Annotated in this window: 27 protein-coding genes and 2 tRNA genes; 13 read left to right on the top strand and 16 right to left on the bottom strand. The window is 44.0% G+C overall.

From position 1 onward, the window contains the following. The first annotated feature begins 4 nt into the window (after positions 1–4). A complete protein-coding gene (locus FTV13_RS10760; protein WP_004781637.1) occupies positions 5–280 on the top strand; it encodes an oxidative damage protection protein in 276 nt (91 codons plus the stop codon). A gap of 1,040 nt (positions 281–1,320) precedes the next feature. Here the strand turns inward: FTV13_RS10760 and pgsA are convergent. The 3 genes from pgsA to uvrC form a co-directional block, all read right to left on the bottom strand. Next, positions 1,321–1,908, bottom strand: coding sequence for a CDP-diacylglycerol--glycerol-3-phosphate 3-phosphatidyltransferase (gene pgsA, locus FTV13_RS10755; RefSeq protein ID WP_004781631.1), 588 nt, complete (start codon positions 1,906–1,908; stop codon positions 1,321–1,323). A gap of 107 nt (positions 1,909–2,015) precedes the next feature. Beyond that, entirely contained in the window at positions 2,016–2,810 is a 795-nt protein-coding gene (locus FTV13_RS10750; RefSeq protein ID WP_180002515.1) for a thioesterase family protein, read from the bottom strand. Positions 2,811–2,928: 118 nt separating this feature from the next. Further along, a complete protein-coding gene (gene uvrC / locus FTV13_RS10745; protein WP_166136811.1) occupies positions 2,929–4,728 on the bottom strand; it encodes an excinuclease ABC subunit UvrC in 1,800 nt (599 codons plus the stop codon). A 224-nt stretch (positions 4,729–4,952) separates the two neighbouring features. On the opposite strand from uvrC, the gene FTV13_RS10740 reads away from it, so the two are divergent. Continuing rightward, on the top strand, positions 4,953–6,017 hold the full coding sequence (locus FTV13_RS10740) for an AAA family ATPase (protein WP_180012033.1): 1,065 nt from the start codon (positions 4,953–4,955) through the stop codon (positions 6,015–6,017). Here the strand turns inward: FTV13_RS10740 and FTV13_RS10735 are convergent. Continuing rightward, complete coding sequence (locus tag FTV13_RS10735; RefSeq protein WP_179991994.1) at positions 6,014–6,430, bottom strand: PH domain-containing protein; 417 nt, start codon at positions 6,428–6,430, stop codon at positions 6,014–6,016. The two genes, FTV13_RS10740 and FTV13_RS10735, sit on opposite strands and share 4 nt — an antisense overlap. A 108-nt stretch (positions 6,431–6,538) precedes the next feature. After that, positions 6,539–7,456, bottom strand: a complete 918-nt coding sequence (gene lpxO / locus FTV13_RS10730) for a lipid A hydroxylase LpxO (protein WP_166136817.1) — start codon at positions 7,454–7,456, stop codon at positions 6,539–6,541. A 487-nt stretch (positions 7,457–7,943) separates the two neighbouring features. Between lpxO and fadB the strand changes: the two genes are divergently transcribed. The 4 genes from fadB (at position 7,944) to FTV13_RS10710 (ending at position 12,921) form a co-directional block, all read left to right on the top strand. Next, the gene (gene fadB, locus FTV13_RS10725) at positions 7,944–10,094 is read left to right on the top strand and encodes a fatty acid oxidation complex subunit alpha FadB (protein WP_159123725.1); all 2,151 of its coding nucleotides are present in this window, start codon (positions 7,944–7,946) and stop codon (positions 10,092–10,094) included. 12 nt (positions 10,095–10,106) lie between these two features. Continuing rightward, a complete protein-coding gene (gene fadA / locus FTV13_RS10720) occupies positions 10,107–11,279 on the top strand; it encodes an acetyl-CoA C-acyltransferase FadA (RefSeq protein ID WP_180012031.1) in 1,173 nt (390 codons plus the stop codon). A 137-nt stretch (positions 11,280–11,416) separates the two neighbouring features. Further along, the gene (locus tag FTV13_RS10715) at positions 11,417–12,241 is read left to right on the top strand and encodes a hypothetical protein (RefSeq protein WP_166136827.1); all 825 of its coding nucleotides are present in this window, start codon (positions 11,417–11,419) and stop codon (positions 12,239–12,241) included. A gap of 173 nt (positions 12,242–12,414) precedes the next feature. Beyond that, positions 12,415–12,921, top strand: coding sequence for a hypothetical protein (locus FTV13_RS10710; RefSeq protein WP_180012029.1), 507 nt, complete (start codon positions 12,415–12,417; stop codon positions 12,919–12,921). A 104-nt stretch (positions 12,922–13,025) separates the two neighbouring features. Here the strand turns inward: FTV13_RS10710 and tehB are convergent, their stop codons facing one another. The 7 genes from tehB to FTV13_RS10675 all read right to left on the bottom strand — a co-directional run bounded on the left by tehB (position 13,026) and on the right by FTV13_RS10675 (position 17,384). Then, entirely contained in the window at positions 13,026–13,889 is an 864-nt protein-coding gene (gene tehB / locus FTV13_RS10705) for an SAM-dependent methyltransferase TehB (protein ID WP_180012027.1), read from the bottom strand. 189 nt (positions 13,890–14,078) lie between these two features. Then, positions 14,079–14,828 carry a hypothetical protein gene (locus FTV13_RS10700; RefSeq protein ID WP_159123719.1) on the bottom strand — a complete coding sequence of 250 codons (750 nt, stop codon included), beginning with the start codon at positions 14,826–14,828 and terminating at the stop codon, positions 14,079–14,081. A 242-nt stretch (positions 14,829–15,070) separates the two neighbouring features. Continuing rightward, positions 15,071–15,571: a hypothetical protein gene (locus tag FTV13_RS10695; RefSeq protein ID WP_159123718.1), complete on the bottom strand. Its 501-nt coding sequence runs from the start codon at positions 15,569–15,571 to the stop codon at positions 15,071–15,073. Between the two features lie 228 nt (positions 15,572–15,799). Continuing rightward, a complete protein-coding gene (locus tag FTV13_RS10690; protein ID WP_179991949.1) occupies positions 15,800–16,321 on the bottom strand; it encodes a hypothetical protein in 522 nt (173 codons plus the stop codon). Between the two features lie 204 nt (positions 16,322–16,525). Next, positions 16,526–16,601, bottom strand: a tRNA-Phe gene (locus tag FTV13_RS10685). 136 nt (positions 16,602–16,737) lie between these two features. Continuing rightward, a tRNA-Phe gene (locus tag FTV13_RS10680) sits at positions 16,738–16,813 on the bottom strand. Positions 16,814–17,006: 193 nt separating this feature from the next. After that, entirely contained in the window at positions 17,007–17,384 is a 378-nt protein-coding gene (locus tag FTV13_RS10675) for a GNAT family N-acetyltransferase (protein ID WP_004781604.1), read from the bottom strand. Positions 17,385–17,480: 96 nt separating this feature from the next. Between FTV13_RS10675 and hisB the strand changes: the two genes are divergently transcribed. The 5 genes from hisB (at position 17,481) to FTV13_RS10650 (ending at position 21,461) form a co-directional block, all read left to right on the top strand. Further along, positions 17,481–18,074, top strand: coding sequence for an imidazoleglycerol-phosphate dehydratase HisB (gene hisB / locus FTV13_RS10670; protein WP_005232589.1), 594 nt, complete (start codon positions 17,481–17,483; stop codon positions 18,072–18,074). Next, entirely contained in the window at positions 18,074–18,691 is a 618-nt protein-coding gene (hisH, locus tag FTV13_RS10665; protein WP_180012025.1) for an imidazole glycerol phosphate synthase subunit HisH, read from the top strand. The genes hisB and hisH overlap by 1 nt, the downstream gene beginning before the upstream one ends. Positions 18,692–18,824: 133 nt before the next feature. Beyond that, entirely contained in the window at positions 18,825–19,505 is a 681-nt protein-coding gene (locus FTV13_RS10660) for a 3'-5' exonuclease (RefSeq protein WP_373686584.1), read from the top strand. Between the two features lie 222 nt (positions 19,506–19,727). After that, entirely contained in the window at positions 19,728–20,462 is a 735-nt protein-coding gene (gene hisA / locus FTV13_RS10655; RefSeq protein ID WP_005232592.1) for a 1-(5-phosphoribosyl)-5-[(5-phosphoribosylamino)methylideneamino]imidazole-4-carboxamide isomerase, read from the top strand. Positions 20,463–20,531: 69 nt separating this feature from the next. Beyond that, the gene (locus tag FTV13_RS10650) at positions 20,532–21,461 is read left to right on the top strand and encodes a DMT family transporter (protein WP_180012023.1); all 930 of its coding nucleotides are present in this window, start codon (positions 20,532–20,534) and stop codon (positions 21,459–21,461) included. A 65-nt stretch (positions 21,462–21,526) separates the two neighbouring features. Here the strand turns inward: FTV13_RS10650 and FTV13_RS10645 are convergent, their stop codons facing one another. Genes FTV13_RS10645 through FTV13_RS10635 form a run of 3 tightly spaced genes read right to left on the bottom strand, consistent with a single transcriptional unit; the run spans position 21,527 to position 23,543 of the window. Beyond that, entirely contained in the window at positions 21,527–21,922 is a 396-nt protein-coding gene (locus FTV13_RS10645) for a hypothetical protein (RefSeq protein WP_004781593.1), read from the bottom strand. Between the two features lie 20 nt (positions 21,923–21,942). Next, a complete protein-coding gene (locus tag FTV13_RS10640) occupies positions 21,943–22,569 on the bottom strand; it encodes a DUF1294 domain-containing protein (RefSeq protein WP_034170207.1) in 627 nt (208 codons plus the stop codon). 26 nt (positions 22,570–22,595) lie between these two features. Next, positions 22,596–23,543: a homoserine kinase gene (locus FTV13_RS10635; RefSeq protein ID WP_034170208.1), complete on the bottom strand. Its 948-nt coding sequence runs from the start codon at positions 23,541–23,543 to the stop codon at positions 22,596–22,598. 113 nt (positions 23,544–23,656) lie between these two features. Between FTV13_RS10635 and hisF the strand changes: the two genes are divergently transcribed. Beyond that, positions 23,657–24,415 (top strand): imidazole glycerol phosphate synthase subunit HisF, encoded by a 759-nt coding sequence (hisF, locus tag FTV13_RS10630; protein WP_004781588.1) that lies wholly within the window; start codon positions 23,657–23,659, stop codon positions 24,413–24,415. A gap of 339 nt (positions 24,416–24,754) precedes the next feature. On the opposite strand, the gene FTV13_RS10625 is transcribed toward hisF, so the two are convergent. Further along, positions 24,755–25,348: a hypothetical protein gene (locus tag FTV13_RS10625; protein ID WP_179991945.1), complete on the bottom strand. Its 594-nt coding sequence runs from the start codon at positions 25,346–25,348 to the stop codon at positions 24,755–24,757. Between the two features lie 108 nt (positions 25,349–25,456). Between FTV13_RS10625 and FTV13_RS10620 the strand changes: the two genes are divergently transcribed. After that, the gene (locus tag FTV13_RS10620; RefSeq protein ID WP_180002503.1) at positions 25,457–26,527 is read left to right on the top strand and encodes an AraC family transcriptional regulator; all 1,071 of its coding nucleotides are present in this window, start codon (positions 25,457–25,459) and stop codon (positions 26,525–26,527) included. Positions 26,528–26,688: the final 161 nt, after the last annotated feature.

Raw genomic sequence — 26,688 nt, 5'->3', positions numbered from 1 at the left:
TGATATGTCTCGACAAGTTTTTTGCCGTAAGTATCAACAAGAAATGGAAGGTTTAGACTTTGCACCATTCCCGGGTGCAAAGGGTCAGGAACTGTTTGATACGATATCTAAACAGGCTTGGCAAGAATGGCTGAAACACCAGACCACGCTGATCAATGAAAAGCGTTTAAACGTGTTTGAACCGGATGCGAAAAAGTTCCTTGAAGAACAACGGGAGAAGTTCTTTAACAATGATGAATCATTGGAAAAAGCTGAAGGTCTAAAGCCTGAAGAAAAATAAGGCGCTGCCTTATTTTTCTTCAAGACAAGCACCGAAGGTGCGCGTAGGTCAACATTTGAAAAGCTCCATAAACGGGGCTTTTCTTATATCAAAAGCACTGCTCCGCCACGCCGCAAGACAAGCAGCTATGCTGCGCGTAGGCTTTAAAAAGAATCTCCGTTATGGGAGATTCTTTTTTATGTACTGCTCTAAAAATTACTCAAGACAAGCGAAGCGCGTAGTTTCAAATGTCAAAAAGGAGCCTGACAAGGCTCTTTTTTTTATGAATACTGCAAGAGCTAAACTGCGTTTTAACTAAGCAAGACAAGCGCATAATTTTACTTGTCAAAAAGGAAATCTATGAAAGATTCCCCTTTTAGTTTAAAGCCCTACTCTTTTTGTTTTTTACACAAGACAAGCAGCTATAAGTTCATAGAATAAAAAAACTCCTTACATGGAAATTTTTTTATCTAAGCTCAAGCTTTTCTCTTACGTAAATTAAGCGAAAGGTATCACTTCGAATGCTATAAAAAAGTAACCTATAAAAAGAATTCCCTTTTTAATTTGAAAATTACTTCTTCATCAGATCATGAGTTAAATACCTGACAAGAGACTCCTCGGATATTCTTTTTCTATAGATACTCTATTTCTCTTAAAAGCACTCTAAAAACTATTTTAACTTTCATGAAATCGAAAATTATTGACCTAAAAAACAGGCTCAAAACCTGTCATTTTCCTACCGTGTTTTTTAAATTTAAGCAGCCATTATCTTACTGAAAAGCAATCAGATTTGTATCAAAATAATCAATTGTAAATTCTGTATACATTGCTCTCACAAAACACAACATTCAGCTACAAGAAACCACATGATTTTGTGGAAGGTGCTCCCTATAATGACCAGCAAGAAGATGAGATATCTTTGAATAACTATAATAATAACTGAGAAATACCCCCGATTTCATCCCAGTTCTTCCCCCAAAGGCTGGGTATTTTTTTGCCTGCTATTTTTATATTTCCTATTTCAGCTATAAAAAAAAGCCCCTTTAAGGAGCTTTTGTTGATTAAGGCTGTTTCAGATATGGCCAGGCTGCTTTTAGATAAATAAACATTGACCATAAGGTCAGTACCACAGCTGTATATAGCAAAGCATAAGCCAGCATTTCTAGCGGTGGCCAGTTCAGCAGGAAAACCGTAATTGCGATCATCTGGAACGCGGTTTTGTATTTACCCACTGTCGACACCGCCACACTGGTACGCGCACCGAGTTCAGCCATCCATTCACGTAAAGCTGAAACTGTAATTTCCCGTGAAATAATCACAATCGCTGCAAAAGCCATCGAGATCGAAGGTTGCCATTGCACTAAGACAATAAGCGCAGCAGCGACCATCAACTTGTCTGCAACTGGATCCAAAAAACGACCAAAAGCAGACGTCTGATTCAGAGTACGCGCCAGATAACCATCAAACCAGTCAGTGACTGCAGCCACTACAAAAATTGTCGTTAAGATAATATGCCGCGTCACATCAGGACTGGTTTCATTAAATCCCATTGCCGGTGGCCAATATGCGACCAATAAAAAAACCGGAATCAGGATAATACGAGCCAAGGTCAAGATATTTGGAATATTCAGGATACGACCTGTAGTCATAGACACCGCCAATTGTTCCCCTCATGTACGATGAAAATGCACACTTTTTTCGAGGTTTAATCCATCATTAATACGCTTCACTTTATACGAATTGACTTGAAGTGTCACTAGGCAAACACCGTCACTGTCTGTCTGGCCATCGCAATCAGCCGATTTTCTACATCCCACAGATAGGCATGTTCTGTTGAATAACCGTCAGCCGCATGGTCGGTAATCACTTTATATTTAAACCAATCATGTAGCTGATGCTGCACTGGATGCACATAGGTTACAGTCCAGGTCAGGCTGCTCGCTGGGGCCAGTGTCTGAAACATCGGTAACACCCCAGGTGGCCAGATGTCAAAAATGGCCATCAGGTCAGCTAACTGAAATTCACGGTCAGAATGTTGATCTGGATGGAAGCGGCACCAGCCTTCAAAATCAGGACGTACACTTGAACTGCACGGCAGATTCAAATCCGCCCATCTGAGTTCAAAATGATCAAAACACTTTGGAAGCTTGAACTGTGCAGGAATCTGGAACAGGGTTTCAGGAGGAGCATAATCCGGAGCCTGGATTTCCTGATGTACCTGAATGCTAGAATCGCGCGCTACGCCGAAACTGGCAATCAGAATGCTCTGAACAGCCTCATCCTGCCATAGACGCACTTCGATGGTAGTGACCGATTTGCCTTCACGCAGAATTTCCGCAGTTAGGCGTGCTTTGCCTTCCTGTACCGGGCCAACAAAAGTCACACTGGTACTCAGCAAACGTTTAGTAGGATCATTGATTATTACCACGGCTTTTTGCATCATGACTGCAGCTGCAAGTCCACCGTAGATGGTTCTTCCTTGTCCCCAGCCTGGCGGCATTTCAATCCATTCTTGCTGCGCAATTTGTGCGTACAGTGTTTGCAAAGACATATCGATCCTTCAACTTTGTCTGATGAACCGATATATTGCTGGAAAAATCTATGAATAGAAATGACCTTTGACTCGAAGGTCAATGTGCATTTTTGCACTTGTAATTGATATAAAACGATTACTCATGCAGAACTTTATAAATCATCCGGGCCATGACCGAACCCAGACCCGGTACCAGTTGCAGATCTTTTTCTGAAGCTTTAAGCACACCCTGAATCCCACCAAAATGGGTCAATAAATCACGACGGCGCTTCGGCCCTAATCCTGGGATCACTTCCAATACGGATGAACCCCGTTTTTTATCGCGTTTGGCCCGATGGCGGGTAATGGCAAAACGGTGAGCTTCATCACGTACCTGCTGGATCAGATGCAGGGCCTTATGATCTTCTGGAAGCTGGATCTTGCTGCCATCGGTAAAATGCAGGGTTTCCAGACCCGGCTTACGCCCTTCGCCTTTAGACACACCGACCATAAAGGCATCCAGCCCAAGTTCCTGCATGACTTCCATCGCCATATGCAATTGCCCTTTACCACCGTCAATCAGCAGCAAATCTGGCAGCATGGCTTTTTTATAACGACGGGTTAAGGCCTGACGCATCGCGGCATAGTCATCACCCGCCTGAATATCATTGATAGAAAACTGGCGATAATCGCGTTTGCGCGCGCCTCCACTATCAAAGACTACGCAAGAAGCAACCGTATCTTCACCCATGGTATGCGAGATATCGAAACACTCAATCCGATCTACCGGCCGTCCTACGACCTCCTCTAACTGATGGAAACGTTCATTCAGCTCAAAGTGATTGGCCAGCTTGCCCTGAATGGCATGTTGCACATTCATCTGTGCAAGTTCCAGCCATTCGGCACGGGTTTCCCGAACTTTGGATTTGATCTGAATTTTCTTGTCAAAATGTTGAGAAAGTGCGGCTTCCAGCTCCTTCCGATCTGGCATTTCAATATTTACGATCAGTTCAGAAGGAATTTCATCGGCAACCTGGAAGTAGAAGTTGGCAATAAAATCCGAGAGCATTTGTCCCAGATCGTCACTCAGCATATCCGGAAAATAGCCTTTACCGCCGAGCATCTTGCCATTACGCACATGCATGATCTGCACACAAGTTACTCCTGCCTGGTAGGCAATCGCCAGAATATCTGCCTCACCTTTGACTTTATAAATCGCCTGCTGGGCCTGTACATCACGCAGTAATGCCATCCGGTCACGATAAAATACCGCCTTTTCAAATTCCAGATTTTCTGCGGCTGCTTCCATCTTGGCAATCAGTTCCTGATTCAACTCTTTGGTATCGCCTTGCAGGAAGCGAATCGAATTATTGACATCTTCCTGATAATCCTCAGGTGAAATCAGGCCGACACAAGGGCCGGAACAGCGCTTGATCTGATATTGCAAACAAGGTCGAGTACGATTGGCAAAGAAACCATTCTCACAGGAACGTACATTGAATAATTTTTGCAGAATAACCAAAGTATCGCGGGCATTGTAAGCACTCGGATAAGGTCCAAAGAACTTGCCGACCTGATGTTTGCCCTTGCCACGACCGCTGGCAATCCGCGGATAGGGCTTGTCTGCAGAGACAAAAATATAGACATAGGATTTGTCATCACGCAGCATGATGTTATACGGTGGACGATGCAGCTTGATCAGGTTTTGCTCTAGCAATAAAGCTTCAGTTTCTGAACGCACCACCAAGGTCTGAATGTCATAAATCCGTGCCACCAAAGCTTGAGTCTTGGGATGATCAAGGGTTTTGACAAAATAACTAGATACCCGATTTTTCAGGTTCTTGGCTTTTCCCACATATAAGAGTTCGCCATCTTTGCCATACATCCGGTAGACCCCGGGTAAGGTGGTCATATTGGCCAAGATTTTTTCAATATGAGGGCGTGCGTTCTCGTTCACCTAAAACCTATTTTTCACCTGCAATATGCAGATATATGTGATGTTTAATGTGTCATTTTCAAGCGATGACACAAAATTCACCCGAACTGTCATCGAAAGTGAAACAGGTTATGCCCAGACCGCCGTATTTATAAGCAACCCAATATGGTCTGATTGCTAAAAGCTATAAGTCGCCTGAACTAACTTTGCTATGCTCGACAGGTTCAATCTCGAGATGATCCAAGATGACAAGTTCCCAATCCGGTATTCATGTTGTGCAACCTGCCACTTCTAGCCATAGCCAGTCTGAGCGTGACCGTTTAATTGGGAAACCGCGTTTTCATTTTGAACCTCTGGCTGTGATGCAGTTGCTACGGGAACGGATCATCGGTCAGGATGCCGCCTTAAATGAAATTGAAAAAATGCTGCATGTGGTCAAGGCTGACTTTTCCAGTCCTGAACATCCGCTTTCGGTTACCTTAATGCTTGGCCCGACCGGTGTCGGCAAAACCGAGACCGTGCATCTGATTGCCGAAGCAATTTATGGCCGTCCTGATGCTTTCTGCCGGATTGATATGAATACTTTGGCGCAGGAACATTATGCAGCTGCCCTGACTGGCGCGCCTCCGGGTTATGTGGGCTCTAAAGAAGGCCATAGCCTGTTTGATGAAACCGCTATTGCCGGAAGCCATACCCGTCCCGGCATCATGCTGTTTGATGAACTGGAAAAAGCCAGTACTGAAGTGATTCGTGGTCTGATGAATGTCCTGGATACCGGTCGACTGACGTTGACTGCTGGTACCAAAACCATCGATTTTCGTAATTGCATGATTTTTATGACCAGTAATGTCGGTGCACAAGCCGCGCAACAATATCTGGAAAAGCTCAGCTATCTGCCGCAAAAAATGCAGCAACTATGTCTGAAAAAAGTACCGACCCAGCAGATTATTGAAAAAGTCATGCAGCGCAAGTTCGATCCTGAATTTTTAAACCGGATTGACCGTACCTTGCACTATCAGGCTGTCCAAAATGATGCCCTGCCACGACTGGTTGAGATTGAGCTGGATAAATTAAATCAACGTCTGCAACATCAGAAACGACAGATTCACCTCACTGATGCAGCCAAGGCCCATTTTTATCAGGGTCATGACATCCGTTATGGCGCCCGTCATCTGGGCCGAAAAATACGGACTGAACTGGAACCGATCTTAGCGCTTTATTTCCTGAACCATCCAGAACAACTGCAACTCCATCTGGACTGCATTAATGGTCAATTGCTAGTTCAGCCTCAAGCCTCCGATTCCAATTAAACTGTTTGATGTGCTTGAATCGCCTGAATCAATGCATCCGGGTCTTTAGGTGAAATCAGGATATATTTTTGCTGATCTGCCAATGTATAGCTGACTTTTAAACGCTTGAAAGACAAAGCAGGTGCAATTTCTGAATGATCTGTAGGCTGGATATTCTGAATTGAGCTGAGCGGAATTTGCCAGGTCAGCCATAGGCTTTTAATGGTCAATTGCCCATCCTGGACGATATAACGGGTACTCCAGACCGGCCACCAGACCAAGAGGATTGTGAGTATATAGACTGCGGTATGCACCGGATATTGAGCCATCGTCCCTTTGGCCTGCATGGTCAGTAATAATTGCAATAACAAACCGCTCATACAGATCAAAAATGCCAGCAGCCACCAGTCTTTTTTGGAACGAAATACACGCATCATCTTCCCCCTATTTTGTTTTATCTTACACAAAATCAGAATGATGTGGTGAATCTCTGCAAGTAATAAAAAACGCCCATGTGGGCGCTTTATTTTTTATGTTGCAGCTTAGGCAAACAGATAAGGACGAATAAAGATCAGGAAGAAAATACCCAGCATCAGGAACCATTTCAGGAAATAGTACAGCTGGCGGTTCTGTGCTTTTAAAGCTTTGGCTTTTACCCGGAGTTGATAGACATAACCAAAGACTTTGTTTAAGCCACCAGTCTGATCCCCAACCTCATTCGGTGAACTGGCTGCTGTCATCACTTTTTTACCAAACCAGTGATTGAAGCGTTCCATCCAGCGGGTTTTTAAAGGTCGCTCGACATCAGCAAAGAAAATGATCCGGTTCTGGTCAGTCTTGTTTTCGGCATAATGAATATAGGTTTCATCAAATACCACGCTCTCGCCGTCGCGCCAAGAATAACGCTGGCCATCGACATCGATAAAGCAGCGGTCATCATTCGGGGTCATTAAGCCCAAGTGATAACGCAATGAACCGGCATAAGGGTCACGATGACGGACCAAACGGCTATCGGGTGCCAGCTCGGTAAACATGGCCGCTTTAATGGTAGGCAAAGTTTTGAGCAAGGCGGTAGTTTTTGGGCAGAGCTCTGCTGCAGAGGGATGCGCCGAGTCATACCATTTTAAATAGAAGCGTTTCCAGCCAGTCTTAAAAAATGAGTTAAACCCCAGGTCATCATATTTGCTCGAAGCCTTGATCCCGCCTTTCTGATAGAGTGCCTGTGCTTCGTCACGAATCATTTCCCAATTTTCATCCAGCACTTTTAGGTCTTTAAAATGCTGCGTATCGATATAAGGCTGATTCGGTACGCGTGAAAAGGCGTACATTAAAAAATTGATTGGTGCAAACAAGGTTGAATGGTCAAAAAACTGGCGATAAAAAGAATGCCGAACTGTGCCACGTCGCTGAATATATAACGCTGAAATGACAAAGATGGCCAAAATAATCCACTTAAGCATATCAATACCCAAAAATCCTAGCCCCAAAAAGAACGGGGAAAAATAAAAAAGTCACATCTGGGCCGCATTATAACAAAGCTGCTTTTGCTCTTCCTACCCGCTTGTAGAACACAGCGTTGCATACATTTTCTTACATCCATAGCGGATGATTTGAATCTCAATTGACTATTTTGACCAAAACACCACACAGCAAACATTCCCTATCTGGTCAATTTGCGTTATAAAAAAAGCGCAACAGCAATAAAAAAGTGAAATTGAAACAATAACTTCATTACACTGCGATAACGGCTCACTGTATTCCGGACATGACAACGCCTTGATTGAGCGATGAAAATTGATGACCCTTGCGTCACGGCTTGATACAACTTGTGTTGTTCTTTTTGGATATAGTTATCGTAAGATTAGCGAAGTAAAAAAGTGCGCGGGAAATGCGCGCTTGCTTCACAACATCAACTTAGAAGTCCTCCAAAATAAAGGAGATCAGGGCATGATCCACGCTGGCAATGCCATTACCGTCCAAATGCTTGAGGACGGAATTGCAGAATTCCGCTTTGACTTACAAGGTGAGTCGGTTAACAAATTCAACCGTGCAACGATTGAAGATTTCAAGGCTGCGATTGACGCAGTTTCCGCTGCTGACATTCAGGGTTTAATCGTGACTTCAGGCAAGTCTACATTTATTGTAGGCGCTGACATTACTGAATTCGGCGATAACTTTGCTCAAGGCGAACAGGCAATTGTTGACTGGGCACTACCAGTTCATGAAATTTTTAACAGCTTCGAAGACCTGGACATTCCTAAAGTTGCCGCGATTAACGGTATGGCGCTGGGTGGCGGTTTCGAGATGTGCTTAGTCTGTGACTACCGTGTGATGTCAGAACAGGCGCAAGTCGGCCTGCCTGAAATCAAACTTGGTATCTTCCCTGGTTTCGGTGGTACGGTTCGTTTAAGCCGTCTGATCGGTATCGACAATGCAGTTGAATGGATGGCCATGGCTACTCCGAAAAAACCGGCTGCTGCACTGAAAGATGGTGCTGTTGATGCGGTTGTGGCTGCAGACAAACTGAAAGATGCTGCGATTGACCTGTTGAAACAGGCAATTCACGGTCGTTTAGACTGGCAAACAAAACGCCAGGAAAAACTGGATCCAATCAAGCTGAACATGCTTGAGCAAATGATGGCGTTCAATACGGCGAAAGGTGCGGTTCTTGCAAAAGCAAACCCTGCTCAATACCCAGCGCCAAAACTATTGCTTGATTCTCTTCAGGCAGGTGCAAGCTTACACCGCGATGAAGCGTTAAAAGTTGAAGCTCAAGGCTTTGCGAAAGCTGCGGTAACTCCACAAGCAGGTGCGTTAATCGGTCTGTTCCTGAACGACCAGGTTGTGAAGAAAACTTCTAAGAAATATGAACAAGGTGCACATCCAGTGAACCAGGCTGCCGTTCTAGGCGCAGGGATCATGGGTGGTGGTATTGCTTACCAGGCGGCAAGCAAAGGCACTCCAATCATCATGAAAGACATCGGTAACCAGCAACTTGCACTGGGTATGTCTGAAGCAAACAAACTGCTGACCAAGCAGGTTGAACGCAAGAAGATGAAGCCAGCGCAAATGGGTGAAACCCTTGCTCGCATCCGTCCTACTTTAAGCTATGACGAGTTTAAAGAAGTCGACATCGTGATCGAAGCAGTAACTGAAAACCCGAAAGTGAAAGGCATCGTACTGAAAGAAACTGAATCTAAAGTACGTGAAAACACGATCATTGCGTCAAACACCTCTACGATTTCAATCACGCGTCTGGCTGAAAATCTGGAACGTCCAGAGAACTTCGTGGGTATGCACTTCTTTAACCCGGTACACATGATGCCACTGGTGGAAGTGATTCGTGGTGAGAAGACTTCTGCTGAAGCGATTGCAACGACTGTTGTTCTTGCTCAGAAAATGGGTAAAACACCAATCGTAGTGAATGACTGCCCGGGCTTCCTGGTAAACCGCGTACTGTTCCCTTACTTCGGTGCATTTGACCTGTTACTGAAAGATGGTGCTGACTTCCAGCAAATCGATAAAGTGATGGAAAAATTCGGCTGGCCTATGGGTCCTGCTTACCTGATGGACGTGGTTGGTATCGATACTGGCGTTCACGGTGCAGAAGTGATGGCTGAAGGCTTCCCGGATCGTATGAAACCTGATTTCAAAGGTTCGATCCAAGTGATGTACGAAAACAACCGTCTGGGTCAAAAGAATGACGTTGGTTTCTACAAATACGAACTTGACCGTAAAGGCAAAAAAGCCAAAGTGGTTGATCCAACCGCATACGAACTTGTGGCATCTGTTGCAACTGCTGAAAAACGTGAATTTGATCCTCAAGAGATCATTGACCGTATGATGCTGGCTTTCTGTAACGAAACTGTTCGTTGCCTGGAAGACAACATTGTTGCAACTCCGGCTGAAGCAGATATGGCGATGATCATGGGTGTAGGCTTCCCTCCATTCCGTGGTGGTCCATGCCGTTATATCGACCAAACTGGTGTAGCTGAGTATGTTGCACTTTGCGACAAATACGCGCACTTAGGTAAGGCTTATGAAGCGCCGCAATCATTGCGCGACATGGCTGCTAACAACAAAAAATTCTACGGTTAAGGAGTGACGTGAATGGCTACTTTAAATCCACGTGACGTTGTGATTGTTGATGGCGTACGTACTGCCATGGGCAAATCGAAAAACGGTATGTTCCGCAATGTACGTGCCGACAGCATGTCAGCTGAACTTATCCGTGCGTTGATGGTTCGTAACGAATTCGACCCGAATGAAGTTGAAGATGTAATCTGGGGCTGTGTGAACCAGACTCTGGAACAAGGGATGAACATTGCGCGTAACATCGCATTGTTAGCTGATCTTCCTAAGACTGTTGCAGGTCAAACGGTTAACCGTCTGTGTGGTTCTTCTATGCAGGCAATCCACACTGCGGCTGCACAGATTGCGACTAACCAGGGTGATATCTTCATCATCGGTGGTGTAGAGCATATGGGCCACGTAGGTATGATGCACGGCATCGACCTGAACCCTGCTGCATCTAAGCACTACGCAAAAGCATCAAATATGATGGGCCTGACTGCTGAAATGCTAGGTCGCATGAACGGCATTACTCGTGAAGAACAGGATGCGTTTGGTGTGGAATCTCACCGCCGTGCCTGGGCTGCGACTGAAAATGGTCTGTTCCAGAACGAGATCGTAGGCATTGAAGGTCATAATGCTGACGGTTATAAAGTTCTGTGCGATATCGATGAAGTGATCCGTCCGGATGCCAACATCGAAACTTTCCGTGCTTTACGTCCAGTATTTGACCCTAAAGGCGGGACAGTGACTGCTGCAACATCTTCAGCATTGTCTGACGGTGCATCTGCAATGCTGTTAATGTCTGCTGAACGTGCTCAAGCGCTTGGTTTGAAACCACGTGCTGTGATTCGCTCTATGGCGGTTGCAGGTTGTGACGCTGCGATCATGGGTTATGGCCCTGTTCCAGCAACTCAAAAAGCGTTGAAACGTGCTGGTCTGACCATTGAAGATATGCAAACTGTTGAGTTAAACGAAGCTTTTGCTGCACAAGGTCTGTCTGTTCTTAAAGGCTTAGGCATTTATGACAAGCAAGACATCGTGAACCATAACGGTGGCGCGATTGCGTTGGGTCACCCGCTTGGTTGTTCTGGCGCGCGTATCACGACGACATTGCTAAACGTAATGGAGCAACAAGATACGCAAATCGGTCTTGCGACGATGTGTATCGGCCTAGGTCAAGGTATTGCAACAGTGATCGAACGTGTTTAATTCTTAAATAATTCGAGACAGAAAACCCCGCTTATTGCGGGGTTTCTTTATTGCGAACTATTCATTCAAAGTTTTGTAAAATACACATAGCCTTATTTATGATAAAGTTGAATATTAAATATAAATTTAAAATAATTATGAAAAAATATTTAGCATTTACAGTTCTGAGTCTAAGCTTGGTAGGATGTGCCAGCACACCAAAAGCACCACAATCTGATTACTTTGCAAGAATTCAAAAAGAATTTAAAACCCAACCTGTGGCTATCTTGACAGATGCCTGCCTACTACGTAAAGAACTTGGTGACAGTCATATTTTACTGGATCAATCTAATCGTACTGCCGAAGCAATATCTCAATCATTGGTAAAACAGTTAAACCAGAATGCGGTTCAAGTGACCAAAACCTTCCAGCCAACACATTGCGGTTTCTTTGAAAAGCGTACCATTCAGACTTATAAAAAACGTAATACTTTAGAGTCGCAACCTGAATATTTAGGCACTTATCCTGTTTTGGCAGCCAACCAACCTGCAATTACTGATCTGGATGGTGCAAGTATCCAACTGCTGCTTCAAAAGAGTTTTAAAGCCAGCCATGGGCGTTATGCGTTAAGCAATAACTATCAACCTGTAGATATTGATATTACAGATCGCCTAACTGACCATCTCAAGCCTGTGTTAGGCACATCTAAGGTTCTGGTCATCCAGGTCTTAGGACAACAGCCTTCTTTAGGAAAACGGATTGGTAATATTGCCGGCACAGCTGCTTTCGCAGTTTTAACAATGGGTGTAGTTGTAGCAGATGATCCAGTACCTACAGAAGGCCAATACTATGTACTTTCTTATGTTGATTTGGATAAGAAACAAATTTTATGGTCTAAGCATCAAAAATTCGATGGAAAACTTTATCAGACCGGCCCAGTTAGCGTAACGACACCAAATATGCTAAAACCTTTGGGTCTTTAAAATAGAAATAAATAAAAAACCCTGTTTAATAACAGGGTTTTTTATTTAAAAGAATGTTATCCCTTTGTAAATTTAGTTGAATATTCAACCAATAAAAACTTATCCATCAGCCACTTATATTTGACAGGCGTATCATAACCCCACATTTCTCTCCTTTATTTATGGGGTTATGCATGAAAATGCTTAAAACACTTCTAGCAACTGCAATCGTTGCAACTTCAGCTTCTGCTATGGCTTCTGCAACAGTTTCTCCTGTTGCTGCAATGAAAGAACAAGCAAAAACTGTTGCCGCTCAAACTGCTCAACAAGCAACTGCGCCTGCACAAGCAAAAGTAGCGACTGCGACTGTTAAAGCACAAGACTCTGCTTCCAAAGCTACTGCTGAGAAACAAGCGGCTGTCGCTAAAGTAGAAGCAACTCAACAACAAGCTGCTCAAACTAAAGAAGCAGCAAAAACTGAAGCGGCTCAAAAAGTAGAAGCTGCAAAAGCTGCACCTGCAGATATGAAAAAAGTAGCGGATTCTAAAGTAGAAGCCGTGAAAACTGATGCAGCTGTAAAAACTGCTGAAGTAAAAGAAGCAACTGTAGCAAAAGCTGAAGAAGTAAAAGCAGCACCTGCCGAAGCAGCTGTAAAAGCCGAGAAAAAAGGGTGGTTCTCTTGGTTTAAAAAATCTGCTTAAGATATTTTAAATCCATAAAAAAAGATGTCCGAGTGACATCTTTTTTTTGTTTTTTGGCTCTTTCAGATTTAAAGTCAAAAATATAAAGACCTATAAATCTCTTATTAGACCTTTCGGGCTAGCATAGTCGCAAAATGCTGCTTGATCCGGTTGCCCTGCTCATCTACTCGGTGTAATTCACCGACATTTTCATTATATTTCACCAGATTCCAGCCTTCATAATAGGCACTAAGCTGTCCCGGCTTAAAACTAAACGGAAAGTCTGGCTGTACCGGAATATCATCGGTATCCATCGCACAGACAATCAGGTTATAACCGCCCGGCACTGTCGCCTGCTGCATCTGTGCAATAAGTGGTGGAATGGTATCGGCCTGCAGGAACATCATCACCACTGTACAGCAAATGAAGTCATATTGACCCTGAATACTGGGGTCAAGATTTAAATCCCGTTGCTGAACCTGAATATTCCCGATTTCTTCATTCTGAATGATCTGTCTTAAGGTCTGTAGACTATTTTCATTCACATCCCAGGCGTCGACTTCAAAACTGTTCTGACTCAAATACAACGAATTGCGGCCTGAACCACAACCGACATCCAGCACACGACCACCCTTTAAATACGGCATAGCTGCCAGAATTTCCGAATGGGTCGGGCTTAGCTGATATTTCTTGTTAAAGTAATCCTCAGGTTTGCAGTAAAAACGCAGCTGACATTCTGCATCTTCACTGGCAGAAATAATCTTATGCCATGCCTGTGGCTCAATGAACGGTGGTTGCTGCTCTGGCGTAAATACATGTTGAGACTGTATATGACCTGACGGATCCAGCATGGCAAAATGCAGCTCACCTTTGAGCACAGTCAGCTTTGCCCAAGTGCCCGCTTTGGTATTGTGTGGCTGCTTGAATCCTTGTGGGATAGCTTGCTGCATCCAGACCGGAAATTCTTTATAACATTTCAATTGTTGCATAAAAGATTGTGCTCCCTCTTCTCGCTTTCCGTCTGCAAACATGCTTCTGGATATTCATTTTTCTTAAGCATAGCTGGTTCTCTTACCAATGAGAACTGGCACATCTTTGATGTAAGCAATGCAACAAGACTAATTCTGACAGAAAAACATCATGTCATTTAGAGATAAGAAATCATAAGATCCTTATACTTAGAGTTTGTTCTCTGCCTCTTTAAGTGCCTGCTGATCCACTTGAGTCATTTGCTGATTGAGCTGCACTATTTCCTGATACAGCTTATTGAATTGCTTTAAGGGTGCATCTTCATAGAACATAAAGGTCTGGTTTTTCTTTTCCCATTTATTGTTTTTCAGCACCAGAAATAGCTGGTCTGCTTTGGCCAGACTCTGTTTTTCAATTTCAAAAATTGCATGGGCATTATCCTGCTGCTGATTGGCTTTCAGATTATCTGCCAGCTGCTGACGATAGCGGTTTTTAATGTCCAGCTGTTTCACCTGCTCTAACTGCTGGGTTGCCCGCTGTTGAATTGTCTGTTCATAACCATCGACAATTTCATGCACACGCTTCAGCATGGCTTCGGTTTCTTTATAGTCTTGGGCTTGATCTTTGGCTAAACGGTCAATGTCCAGAAAACGATCCCAGTCCGCTGCTTTGAGGTCACGTAAATACTGATTGCGAGCCTCGGCACGATCACGCATCTGACCCAGAATAAATTGGGCCATCACGGCATAATCCCCATCCAGACGATCATCTTCCAGATCAATCTGAATCGGTTTAGACCAATCCTGTGCCTGTTGCAAAATAGATCCAGTTTTTTCTTCCAGTACCGTTTCATATTCTTGCAAATCGGCCTGCTGTTTCTGCTCTACAGAATTTTGATAAAATAACCAGATCAAAATTGCCAGTACCACTCCAGCGATAATCATAAAAACACGGGGCATCTACACGCTCCAGGTCTGTCATCCAGATCTTGTTGATTTTTTACACTATGCTTATTTTTCCAGCATAATTCAAGACATAGAGCTTTTCACATTTGTGAACGTGCTTCCTCAATACTGAAAAAATGAATCCAGTAAAAAGCCTGAAGAAAGGAAATAAGTTTTTAACCCACCCTTTCTTCATGACGTGATCTGGCTATACCGAAACTGACTGACCTGATCAGCCTGGCCCATCGGATTGTGTGCTAGCGTGAACCAAAAGGCAGCCTGAGCTCAAGCCGATTCGGATCAAACTGTTCCCGGACGATCTGGACATTGGTTGCATTCCGGTCAATACCGAAAGGTTGCAAAATCACATAGATTCCGTTTCTTGGATCTGAGGACTGCAAGCCTTGCGCTACTGCCAGTACATATTCCCGGAACACAGTAGGCAGACTGTCCAGATCTGGATTAGGCGCTGCTGCCCCCATGTCAATATTTGCAACGACATCACCATCGACACTATAAGCCTGGATATCGCGTTCAATTTTCATCAGGCGCATCTGCAAAGCCTTACGCTGGCTGGCACCTTCCTGATAAGGCGTGATTTCAGTTACAGCCCGCATTTCAGGCTCTGCCATGACAGTTAAGGTGGGAAGTATGGTTGCTTCAGAATGAGCAGGAGCTGCATGACTCAGTACAGGGAGAGTAAAAGCAGTACAGGTCAGCATCAGGCCCAAGCTTTGAATGGATTTTAGGAGATTCATCTTATTACCCCTCGGTTGGAAAAGGGAAAGCGTCAGATTAAATCTTACAAGTAATACAGCTTCTTATTGTTAAGTTTGATAAACGGTCAATCGAATCCATTACACCCTCATAAAGCCAACCAGCAAATCAGGAGCAAAGCTCCTAAAAAATATGAATTATTCAGAAGTTAGATTTAAAAAAGCAAAAATCCCCAATATGGGGATTGATTTGCATTACTGGCTCATCCTTTAAGGAGATCTTGGAAATTGCGCTACAGGAGATGGATTGTTGTAGTTTTCTAATAAGCCCAGATTCACCTTGTCCAGATTAATCTGTAGTTGAAGACCGCGTCCTGGTTGCAAGCTGCTGCTACGATCGATCCCGACATTCTCCAGCAGTGTATATAGCCCCTGGGTTGGATCACCAGATTGTAAGCCCTGGGCAATGGTCATCACATACTGTTGCAGTGCAGGTGACAGTAAACTCAAATCTGGAGCTTGGGTCGGCTTAATATCGAGGTTTGCCAGCACATTTGGATTGACCATAAAATTTTCTGCATCCTTAGTTCCCCGGATTACCTGATGCTGCAAGGCAAGACGATTGGCTTCATTCTCAATAAACGGGACATAGCCAGTCTCATTACTCATTTCAGGTTCAGCCATAATGGTCATCGTCGGTAAGGTAAGTACCGGTTTCTGTTCTTCTGCATGTACTGCTATGCTCAATGTACCTAACAGAATCCCAAATAAAGATGTTTTTAGACTATTCATGGGCTTTCCCCCTACTTCAAATTTCACAACCTGAGTGCCTTTATCGGTTGCTAAAGTCTGTATTTAATTATCTATTAGATTACCTTGATTATTTTGAGAACTCATTCCTGCTCAGATGAATGGCAAAACAAGTTAATTCTTAGGCTGAATCAAAAATCACAGGCGAAAAAAAACCTCAAACATTGTTTGAGGTTTTTTCGAATATGGTGGCGAGACCCAGGATCGAACTGGGGACACACGGATTTTCAATCCGTTGCTCTACCAACTGAGCTATCACGCCGATGCGGTGTATTAAGCCGTATCTGGACACATTAGTCAATCGAAATTATGAAAAAAAAGATTGAGTGTCTGAATTTTGGCCTAAAAAAAATCCCTGATGGGATCAGGGATTGAAAACTTTAAAATCGTTTTGAATATGGTGGCGAGACCCAGGATCGAACTGGGGACACACGGATTTTCAATCCGTTGCTCTACCAACTGAGCTATCACGCCGATGTCGCGTATTAAACAGTTTCAGCTCTTAATCGTCAAGTACATAACGTATAAAAATCATCAAATGTTTACTTTTCCATCGATTTGCGTATTTATACAGCAATATTTTCAGCAAATACCTGACTAATAAAACAAATTGAATCTGGTATTTACAAAAAAAGCAGCCCGAAGGCTGCTTGAAATTTATCTATATTTAAATTTTTTCAAGATTTGCCAGACATCGGTGAATGGCCCCGCATCCCGGTACGAATGCTTTTACTCCTTTTTCCTCTTCCATGCGGCATGCCTCACTCACCAGCCTTTCTGCAACCCCGCGTCCACGGTTGGCCGGATGCACCACAATGTTTTCCAGGGTTCGACTTTCGCCTTGTCCTGTGCACCAGATGGCGCCGATGATTTTGGTGTTAAATTCTGCGGTATAAAGTAAGGTATACTGTGCAAGGTTTTGCTCTAGATGTTCAATGGCATCTGCCCCATCACTAAATTCAGGGCTAGTGTCATACAGTCGCTCAAGCTGGCTGCGCACTTCGTCGTTTTCTAGAGAAGTATAAGCATGTACGGTAATAGGCATTGATAAACCCTCCTGAGCAATCTAATATGCGGTGACGTCGTCACGGCGAAAATATTTTCTACATCAATCATTTTGACGTATTTGAGGAACGTGTCTATGACAGATCGTATCAGTGAAGTGGTAAGAAATACCAACGAAACCAAAATTCGAGTTCGTTTGAACCTCGATGGTACTGGTCAAGGCACTTTAAACACTGGTATTCCATTTTTAGATCATATGATTGATCAAATCAAGCGACATGGTCTGTTCGATATTGATATTCATTGTGATGGAGATCTGGAAATTGATGACCATCATACCGTAGAAGACTGTGGTATTACCTTAGGTCAGGCCTTCGCTCAGGCTTTGGGTGATAAAAAGGGCCTACGTCGTTATGGACACTTCTATGCGCCGCTTGATGAATCTTTAAGCCGTGTCGTGGTGGATCTGTCTGGCCGTCCGGGTCTGTTTATGGACATTCCATTTACCCGCGCCATGATTGGCCGTTTTGATGTAGACCTGTTCTCTGAGTTCTTCCAGGGCTTTGTCAACCACTCGCTGATGACTGTACACATTGATAACCTGAAAGGTAAAAACAGTCACCACCAGATCGAAAGTGTATTTAAGGCGTTTGCCCGTGCACTGCGTATGGCATGTGAAGTTGATCCACGTGCTGCGAATACTGTTGCTTCAACCAAAGGTACCTTGTAATGACCCGTATTGGCCTTCTTGACTATGGCATGGGAAACCTACACTCAGCAGCCAAAGCACTTGAACACGTCGGTGCAACGGTAGATGTAACCAATGATCCAAAACTGATTGCCCAAGCCGACAAAATCGTTTTTCCGGGTGTAGGTGCAATGCGTGACTGTATGCAAGGCATGCATGAAGCTGGAATTGATGAAGTCGTACGTAATGCCGTGTTCAACAAACCGGTATTGGCCATCTGTGTCGGTATGCAGGCCCTGATGCAACGTTCCGAAGAAAATGGCGGTGCGGATGCACTGGGCATTTTTGCCGGTGAAGTCAAACACTTCCCGGAAATGGCAGGTTTAAAAGTACCGCATATGGGCTGGAACCAGGTACATCAGGCCGATCCAAGCCATCCAATGTGGAAAGACATTGCTCAGGATGCACGTTTCTATTTCGTGCACAGTTACTATGTGGAACCACAAGATCCAAGCATCGTGGCAGCGACCTGTAACTATGGTATTGATTTCTGTACTGCCCTGCATAAAGACAACCTGTTTGCGACCCAGTTCCATCCGGAAAAGAGCCATACTGCAGGCCTTCAATTGCTAAAAAACTTTGTGGATTGGAATATCTAATCCAATACATTCAAAAAGCTCGCATCATGCGGGCTTTTTTATGGGCTACAGCTTAAAATTTTATTTTTGAAAAATAATTCACATCCAAGCTTCCTTCTCTAAGGTATGCTCTATTCAACCTGAATATTCATCAATGGAAGATGCTTTAATCATGGATACCCAGCTTAACGATATTCTGCCGAGTAAAGAGGCAATAGCGACTTTTCCACCTTTTCAAAATATCGCGCCTGAAAATATTGCGGTGATTAACAGCATTCAGCAATGTGAAGCTCTACGCGAAGAACTTGAGCAGATCGCGGTCTTTGGTCTGGACACTGAATCTAAACCCACATTCAAGGTCGGTGAAGTTTCTACTGGTCCGCATCTGATTCAGCTGGCCACTCTGGAAAAGGCCTACCTGTTTCAGATGAATGCTGCCATTTGGGATTTTCTGAAACCGATTTTTGCCAATCGAGACCAGATTAAAGTTGGTTTTGGCCTGAAAAATGATGCGCATCTTTTCCGTAAAAGAGGCATTGAGCTGAACAGTGTGATTGAACTGTCAAAGTGCTTTGGTGCGTTCGGCATTAAAAATCCTCTTGGATTAAAAAATGCGATGGCTTTGCTATTTCAGGTGAATTTTCCTAAATCAAAACGGGTTACGACATCGAACTGGGCGAAAAAACATCTCAGTCAGGCACAAATTGAATATGCGGCTGCAGATGCCTATGCACCTTTACTGGTCTTTGAAGAATTGCTGCACCGTGGCTTGGGTCCTAAGGAAGTTCCCAATACTTCACTAAAATTGAAAATTCGCCCGCATTCAAAAATTTGAACAAACAGAAGATCAGTTTTCTAGCGAAATATCATTTTGATATCAGACTCCATCAGGAGTATTGCAAAGAATAAAAAAATTGAAGAATAAAATCCTGTCACTCCAGCATATCTTCAGACAGGTTTTCTTTTTTCATACCGTTTAAGAGTTAGAAATTTCGACTTTATTTGCTAAGATGAACTCACTGAAATTCATTCTAAAGATTAAGCAAGGAGCGAAAGCATGCTGATCATCCCTGCAATTGACCTGAAAGATGGCAAATGTGTCCGTTTAAAACAAGGTCGTATGGAAGACGATACCGTATTTTCTGACGATCCGGTGGCAACAGCACAGCATTGGGTAAATGAAGGCGCTCGCCGCTTGCATTTAGTAGATTTAAATGGTGCTTTCGCAGGTACACCGATTCATAAGCCAGTGGTAGAAGCCATTGCCAAATCACAGCCAGAATTGCCTATCCAGATTGGTGGCGGAATCCGCTCACTGGAAACTATCGAGCATTATCTGGAAGCAGGTGTATCTTTTGTGATTATTGGTACAAAAGCAGTGCAAAATCCTGAATTTGTGGAAGAAGCATGCAAAAAATTTGCAGGCCATATTATTGTGGGTATCGATGCCATGAACGGCATGGTAGCAACCGATGGCTGGGCGAATGTGACTGATGTAAAAGCGACTGATCTGGCAAAACGTTTTGCGGATGCTGGCGTGTCTAGTATTGTTTATACCGATATTGCCCGTGATGGCATGATGCAGGGTGTCAACATTGAGCAAACTGTACATCTGGCACAATATTCAGGTCTGCCTGTAATTGCTTCAGGTGGTGTAACCAATATGGATGACGTGCGTAACCTGAAAGATCAGCCTGGCATTTTAGGTGCGATTACCGGTCGTGCGATCTATGAAGGCACTTTAAATCTACGTGAAGCACAATTATTGCTGGATGAACAAGAAGCGCTATAATAGCGTCTGCTGAAAAAGAGGTCTGTGGACCTCTTTTTTTATTGTTCAATTTTTTTGATCCTCTCTCCCATGTCGACATCTGTTTCCCAAACATCCTCTACCTGGAGGACGAAAGTTCCTCAACTTGCTCTGATCCTGATTACGATTATCTGGGGCGGCAGTTTTATCACCGTACAATATGGTTTGAATTTTAGTAGTCCGGTGATCTTTGTCGGATTACGCTTTGCAGCGGCGGCAATTGCCGTAACTCTGCTGTCGCTGAAGCACTTGAAAGGCATGACGCTTAAAGAAGTGGCAGCGGGTGCCATCATTGGGGCTGTGATTGCGATCGGTTATGGAACACAAACGGTGGGCTTGCAAACGATTAGCAGCAGTGAATCGGCCTTTTTGACTGCGCTATATGTTCCCTTAGTGCCTCTACTGCTGTGGCTACTGTTCCGTAAAAAACCATATTTCATGACCTGGGTCGGTGCCCTGTTTGCCTTTCTCGGTCTGGTGTTTTTAACCGGTAATGGCTTTGGTGCCATTCAGCTGAATTTTGGTCAGGCTTTGACTTTGCTCGGCTCGATTGCCATTGCGCTTGAGATTATTTTTATCAGTCATTTTGCTCCGAAGGTGAATACTCGGCGTGTCACCGTGCTACAACTCATTTTTGCCTCGTTATTTTGTTTTCTGATGGCACCGATACTGGGTGAATCTCAGTTACCTGACTTTCACTGGCATCTGGCAGGTATTCTGGTCGGTCTCGGTATTGCCAGTGCCTGTATTCAGTTGGTAATGAACTGGGCACAGGAAATGGTAGATCCTTCTCAAGCTGCGATCATTTATGCCGGTGAACCAATCTGGGCAAGTTTATTTGGACGTATGGCGGGAGAACGTTTGCCTGCGCTGGCACTTCTAGGCGGATTGATGGTGGTACTTGGGGTGATTGCCAGCGAATGGAAGCCAAAGTTTTTTAGAAAAGAAAAAATAGAAGAGTTGAAGGAAGATCTTTCCTAAGCTTATGAACTCCCCCTCTTAGAAAAGGGAGAGTTTTTTATCTAGAGAAATAAATATAGCTAATCTTATTTGGTATACATCGGTCGATTGTCATTCAGACGCATAATGCCGCGAATCGCGCGATAGACAATCCAGATCCAGGAAACAAAGACCACAACCAGACAGAAAGTGGATGCACCAAAAGCAACCCCTGCAAACAGGTCCGGATCTTCATGGGTAAAGAACAGGAATAGGAACGGCACAAAGGCTACAATATTCCAGAACAGATACCACCAGAAACTGCGGATTTGCCAGGTAAAGTGGCTTTCAAAAATCGAGCCTCGTACATCCGAGCGCTTCACATAGTTAATAATCAGTGCAATCACTGCCAGCAAGCCACCACTAAAAATGGCCACGATATATAAGATATAAAGAATCAGGGTTAGCGTGCGATTTGAGTCTTTATCAATTGAATAGTTCATCTACGCTCCTGTGGTTGTTTCTAGATATTCAGGCTGTTAAAGGGAGAAATCAGCCATATAATCAAAATGATGTTAAAAGCTATAGTACAAAAATAAATTTGCCGGAAGGGTTGTTTTTGTGTTTTATGACGTAATTTTTGCTGTGCCAGCCAGGCTGCCGGCCATCCTCCCAGAAAAGCTACCAAATGCAGGGTGTTTTCAGGAATACGGCGATTGCCCAGTTGTGCCGCTTCCTTATCCTGGGCATATAGCCAGTAACTGAGGACATTCATCAGGCTCACCAGTAACAGGATCATTCCACTCAATAAGCCGGCTAAACTGAGTCCTGCCAGTACCAAAATATAGGCCACAGAAGCAACCTGCATCGGCTGTAGTTTTTCTGGCTGGCTTCGGCCTGATGTTTTAGTTTTTGTTTTTGCCGTTTTGGTTTGTGATGCTTTCAGGTACATAACCTGCTGGGCACGATAACGTCCCTGCTCATCTAGAATCACCAGATAATCTAGCGCACAACCAACAATTGGCCGTGGACCGGGACGGGCAAAATCTTTGATATGCAAAAACACGCGATCTTTGGCCGGATCATTGGGCTGAATAAAGCCATAGCCTTTGTCATCAAACCATTCTACCAAACGTCCCTGATCGCGCATTTTGCCTGTTCCTGTTTATTTTTAATTTAAGCTGTCACAAATTTTAAACGTTCAATCAGCATGTTACGCATCTCTTCCGGATTTTTTTGCAGAATATCTTCACCGGTGCGGCCTTCAGCAGCATTTTTCTGTGCCACCTGTAAACGCATCATCCAGAAACGGCCCGCAGCCATTGCCAGGTAAAGCTCCAGACATGATTTTTCATCCTCAGTCAATGGACGCACAGTTTCATAGGCTTTTAAAAAGGCATTGGCCTTTTCTTCATTTAAAGTAACTTCCGGATAATTGGTACAGAAGTCATTTAAAGTAATTGCAATATCAAACAGGAATTCATCTTTATTCAGCTCGTAAAAGTCCAGAATACCTTTCAGTTGGTCACCCTCAAACAGGGTATTGTCACGGAACAGATCCGAATGGATAAAGCCACGTGGACGATCCGGATATACTGCGGTTAAAGCTTCATACAGGCCCAGAAGTTTACCCAGTAAGACTTTATCTGCTGCGTTCAGACTCGGTTTAATTTCCTGTGCTACGTTATACCAGTAGGCATGGTCACGGACAAAGGCGCGCTCAAGTTTAAAATCTTTCAGTGCGACATGCATTTTGGCCTGAGCAATGGCAATCGCTTCCGCCTGCGCAACGGTAGATGGCATCGGATGCTCGCCCATCATGCGTGGTGCAATTTGTGCCGGCTTATTTTTTAGCGTATGAATGGCTTTGCCTGAGTGGGATAAAGGCACAGGTACGGCCAGACCTGCCTGACCCAGATGCTGCAAGACCGGCACCAGTTCTCCAGCGGCCTGTTCATCCATATCTTCAAAAACGGTCAGCACATATTGCTGGTTTTCGCAGACCAGAAAATAGTTCGTATTCTGGATACCTCCTTGAATGGGAATCAGATCAATCACCTCAAGTCCATAAGGTGCTGCGAAATCCTGAACTTCCTTTAAAGTCAAAGTGGTATAAACCGACATAGAAAACCTGCGAAAAAACTTACATATTTTTGCTAGAATACCGTTTCCATCTACCAAGGTGTAGCGCTTGCGTGGGTGAGTTTCATAATCGGCTGTAATAATTGGAAAAATTTATGCTAGCTAAACGTATTATTCCTTGTCTGGACGTCGACAACGGTCGCGTAGTCAAGGGTGTTCAGTTCCTTGATATTCGTGATGCGGGTGACCCGGTAGAAGTGGCACGCCGTTATAATGAACAAGGTGCCGATGAAATTACTTTCCTTGATATTACCGCTACACATCATGGACGCGACACCACTTACCGTACCGTTGAGCGTATGGCTGAATCTGTATTCGTACCGCTTACCGTAGGCGGTGGCGTGCGTAAAGTCGAAGATATTCGTCTACTATTAAATGCAGGTGCAGACAAAGTCAGCATCAACTCGGCAGCCGTCTTCAACCCTGAGTTTGTACAGGAAGCCTCACAGCGTTTTGGCGCGCAATGTATCGTGGTAGCGATTGATGCCAAAAAAACTGGCGAGAATAAATGGGAAATCTTTACCCACGGCGGACGCAAACCGACCGGCATTGATGCCCTGGAATGGGCAGAAAAAATGGCCAGCTACGGCGCAGGCGAACTGTTAATTACCTCTATGGATGCCGATGGCACCAAAGCAGGTTATGACATTCCACTCATGCGTGCTATCAATGACCGCGTCACTGTACCAACGATTGCCTCTGGTGGCGTAGGCAACTTGCAGCATCTGGCTGACGGGATTATCCATGGTGGTGCCGATGCAGTACTTGCCGCCTCTATTTTCCACTTTGGCCAGCATACCATTCCTGAGGCCAAGGCTTATCTAGCTGCTCAAGGTATTGAAATGCGTCTTTAAACGACAGCCTTCAAATGAAAAAGAGCGTGAATATCACGCTCTTTTTTTATGCATTATTCTTAGAAATCATTTAAATTCTGGACAAAAAAAAAGGAGTCTTGCGACTCCCTATAAAAACCAAGAAGAACTACAGCACTTGGTATCTTTGACATTTACAATATAACTCAATCTGTATGCAGGTTGATAAGACTTTCAATCATCAACAGACGCAAATATAGGTGAAATCCTGAGCGCAATATTGACAATATATGCAGAATTTATTGACAAATCACGACAGGGTTAACCAAAGTGAGAAATGGTTAACATTTTATGTGGCAGATTACTCGAATTTTAAGTTATTTAATCACGATCTTTAGCCCATTTAGCCGGGAAATAACGCTGGGTTAAGTGGGTTAAGCGCATAGAGATCTGTTCCGGCAAGACAATACCAAGGGGATTTTTTTCCTGTAAATCTGCTGAGGAAATCACCCGGGTTCCCATCAAATAATCAAACCAGGGCTTGGTTACACACCAGTTGGCGTCTTGGTTACTATTCATATGGTGATCATAATGCCAAGGAATTTTTTTTCTGGCCCATTCTGGCTCCAGATGTGCTCGCCGATGCATATAGAAATAATTGCCTGCACTATACAGCGTGGCCAAAAACATACCTTTGGACAAGGGATAAAAAGCCAGCCCGAATACGCTTGCTGCGACGGCCAGTGAACCGATTTCATTGCGGATTCGCCAGTTTTTCAAACCTTCCACATAGGCATAATCAGAAAATCTGGTCTTGCGAACTTCACGATGATGTTCCCAATGTGAACGCATGCTGTCCGGCACTGGGCTATAACGCGTCTGCCCTGCTCGATGCGTACCATGCAGCACATATTTATGCGCAAACCATTCAAAGCCATTGGCTACGACCAGTCCTGCTAGAAAGCCTTTCCACATGATCTTTTCCTCCCTGTTTGTTTACACTATAGGTCAAACAAAGGGCTAGATATTGACCGATAATTTCAATATCATTGACAAAAAACGACAGAACAAAAGAATTAAAAAATGCACGTTCCCCAAGATTATGTCGGTTCGGTATATGGTGGTTTAGGACATTTGCTTTTGGACTATTACCAGCTCAAACAACTGGACATTCCCAAGAAATTGTTTGCGATCCAGAACCTGGAGCGTTTTGATTATATTCTCTGGCGTGATCTGCTCAGCCAGCTGGACCAGGAGTTGCAGCGGCCAGCACTCGGCCTGGAAATCGCGCAACTGGTGCAAGCCAAGCATCTGGGTATTATTGGCTATCTGGCATTATCCAGTGAAACGCTGGGCGAAGCCTTTATGCGTTATCATGACTATCATCGCCTGATCTATGATGGCAGTCCTTTACAGGTCAGTCTGGATCGAGATTACCTGTCTATTTCCTGGAGCGAGATTCCGTTTAAAGTGAGTACGCAACTCACAGATGAGATTGCTATCGCGCTCATGACAGAATTTATTCGCTCAAGCATTCTTGACCAGCATCAACTGCATCTGCATGAAGTCCATTTTCAACATCCGGTCAATAAAAATATTGCGGTCTATGAACAGTATTTCCGCTGCAAGGTCCGTTTTGGTCAGGCCAAAAATCAGGTATTGATTCCTGTGAGTGAAATGTCTACGCCTTTAAAGAAAGGTGATCAGACCTTACAGAAATTACTGATGCAACAGGCAGAAGCGGTGCTGGAAAAACTCCCGAACTCCACCCAGATTGATCAACGCTTGCAACAGGCGATTCTGGTGGGTCTGCAGAAAAATATGTTCCAGATTGAACATATCGCCAAACAGATGAATTTTTCTGTACGTCAGCTACAACGTTACCTGCAAAAACAGGGTCAGACCTATCAGCAGCGTATGCAGGAAATCCGCTGCATGATGGCCATGCAATATCTGAAAGACCCTCATCTGAGTCTGCAGGAAATCAGCATGCTGCTTGGCTATTCTGAGCAGAGCGCATTTCAGCGTGCCTTCAAGCAGTGGACGGCTCAAACACCACAACAATGGCGCTCAGAATATCTAAAAACCCAGGTGCAGGAAAAATTTCTGGACTATCCTGCTACCGCAAAGATTAATGTCCCATATCAGATTTAAAAGTTTGAATAAAATAAAAAAGCTCCTCATCAAAGTAATGCCAGTCAGTTAAGCAAATTTTAGTAAAATGTAGTAAAAAAGAGTGTATGTAAATACGCTCATTTTTTTATGTCTTTATCTGAACATTTAGAATCCACTCTTGAACATTCTCTCCCATCACT

The organism is Acinetobacter sp. YH12235, assembly GCF_013417705.1.
Taxonomy (GTDB): Bacteria; Pseudomonadota; Gammaproteobacteria; order Pseudomonadales; family Moraxellaceae; genus Acinetobacter.
Note: the sequence above shows the minus strand (reverse complement) of the source record. Positions and strands in the feature narration are given on the sequence as shown.